The organism is Thioalkalivibrio denitrificans, assembly GCF_002000365.1.
GTDB classification, from domain to species: domain Bacteria; phylum Pseudomonadota; class Gammaproteobacteria; order Ectothiorhodospirales; family Ectothiorhodospiraceae; genus Thioalkalivibrio_A; species Thioalkalivibrio_A denitrificans.
Window position 1 is genome coordinate 749 of sequence record NZ_MVBK01000154.1, and the last position, 2,030, is coordinate 2,778.

The following is a 2,030-nucleotide window of genomic DNA, read 5'->3' on the forward strand; positions in this document are numbered from 1 at the left end:
ACTGACAACGGACAACGGACAACTGACCAATCAGCCCCTCACCCCCAATTCCTTGATGAAGATCTTCGAGTTGCGCTGGTAGTTGTACAGCTCCCGCTTGCGCAACGGCAGGTTGCGGATGTCGCCGGGCTCGAATCCGCGTTCCCTGAACCAGTGGGCGGTCCGTGTGGTCAGGACGAACAAGCGCGCGATGCCCAGTGCTGCGGCTTCCGCCTCGACGAACTCCAGCAGACGGTCGCCTCGCCCCGCCGTGCGATACTCCGGATGGATGGCCAGACAGGCCAGTTCGCCCACCGACTCCGCCGGAAAGGGATAGAAGGCCGCGCAACCGAGCACGATCCCGTCACGCTCGATGACGCTGAAGCGGTCGATCTCCAGTTCCAGCTGCTCCCGGGAACGGCGCACCAGGATGCCCTCTGCTTCCAGCGGCTGGATCAGTTCCAGAATGCCGCCCACGTCGTCGATGGATGCGCGGCGCATGCGCTCGTAGGTCTCACCCGTGATCAGGGTGCCGACGCCGTCCCGGGTATAGAGTTCAAGAAGCAGCGCCCCGTCCACGTTGCGCTCCACCAGATGTACGCGCGCAACGCCCTGGCGGCAGGCGTGCACCGCGCTCTTGAGATGCTGCGCGGTTTCCGGGTCCAGCTTGCGCCGGCCGCCCAGCCACACCTGTGCCTGCTCCACGCTCAACTGGCTCACGCGGCGCCGCCGGCCGTCCCGTGGACCGGGCGTCTCGGTCAGGAAGATGAGCTTGTCCGCCTTCAGCGCGATGGCCGTGGCCGTGGCCACGTCCTCTGCGCTCAGATTGAACACCTCGCCGGTAGGTGAGTAGCCCAGCGGCGAGAGCAGCACCGTTTCGCCGCTTTCCAGCCGGCGCCGTATGCCTTCGGCATCGATGCGCCGCACCTCGCCCGTGTGCTGGTAATCCACGCCGTCGCGCACGCCAAGCGGCTTGGCGATGACGTGATTGCCGGAGGCCACCCGAATGCGCGCACCGCTCATGGGCGTGTTGGCCAGCCCCATGGACAACAGCGCCTCGATCTCCACGCGCAGGCATCCACCAGCCTCCTTGACCGCAGCCAGTGCGTCGGCGTCCGTCACGCGCAGGCCGGCCTCGTAGCGGAATGCCAGACCCCGGGCGCGCAGCCGCTGCTCGATCTGCGGACGTGCACCATGCACCAGCACAAGCCGCACGCCGAGGCTTTGCAGCATGGCCAGATCGTGGATGAGTTGCGCAAAGCCGGCGTCCTGCACCGCCTCACCGCCGAAGGCGATGACGAAGGTGCGCCCCCGGTGTGCGTTGATGTACGGGGCGGCGTTGCGGAACCAGTTGATCTGCGAGAGTTCGGGCCGGTTGTTCTTCTTCATCTGGATGCTGTCCCGGTGCTGGCGTTTCAGGGCCGAGCATACCGGAAGGGGGATGCTCGCGTCAGCGGGTCGTGGTGTGTGGTTACATAAATCTGGCCATTGTATGGGCAAGAGACGTTGTTGCATTCGGGGTGTTCAAAGTCAAAGGCGTTTCGATCCGGCTATCGCCGGCCCGAGTTACTTTTCTTGCTTGTCCAAGAAAAGTAACCAAAAGAACGACACCCCGATGTCGCACCCCCTTCGGGGGTCCCCTGCGTTGCTCGGCTTCGAGGGGGTCGGCACACAGGCCATCCATGGCCTGAGCGCCGACGCGCCGCATCCCTGCGGCGCCCCTTCGGGCTTTTTCCCTCGAAGCCTGCGCTACTCGGTGCGCCATAGGGGAGAAGGTCAACACCGCTTCGAGAAACATTGAGGCGATGTCAGTTTTGGAGTTCTAGGAAGGCTACGGTGCCTCCCTGGTTCGGCCGGAGGGCCGGCCTCCTACAGGGAAACCCGAGGCCCCGAAACCCAGTACCCCGTTCATGCTGATCGAAGGGGTCTTGATCTTTCCCCGTATGGCTCGCCGAGCACGGGGGTGTTGCGGGGAAAAAGCCCGTCAGGGGCGCCGCACGGATGCGGCGCGTCGATCGTCAGGCCACGGATGGCCTGTCGATCGACCCCCC

General features: G+C 65.0%; 1 protein-coding gene. It reads right to left on the reverse strand.

Annotation, left to right across the window (positions count from 1 at the left end):
• Positions 1-30 precede the first annotated feature (30 nt).
• On the reverse strand, positions 31-1,368 hold the full coding sequence (argA, locus tag B1C78_RS17130; protein WP_077280366.1) for an amino-acid N-acetyltransferase: 1,338 nt from the start codon (positions 1,366-1,368) through the stop codon (positions 31-33).
• Positions 1,369-2,030: the final 662 nt, after the last annotated feature.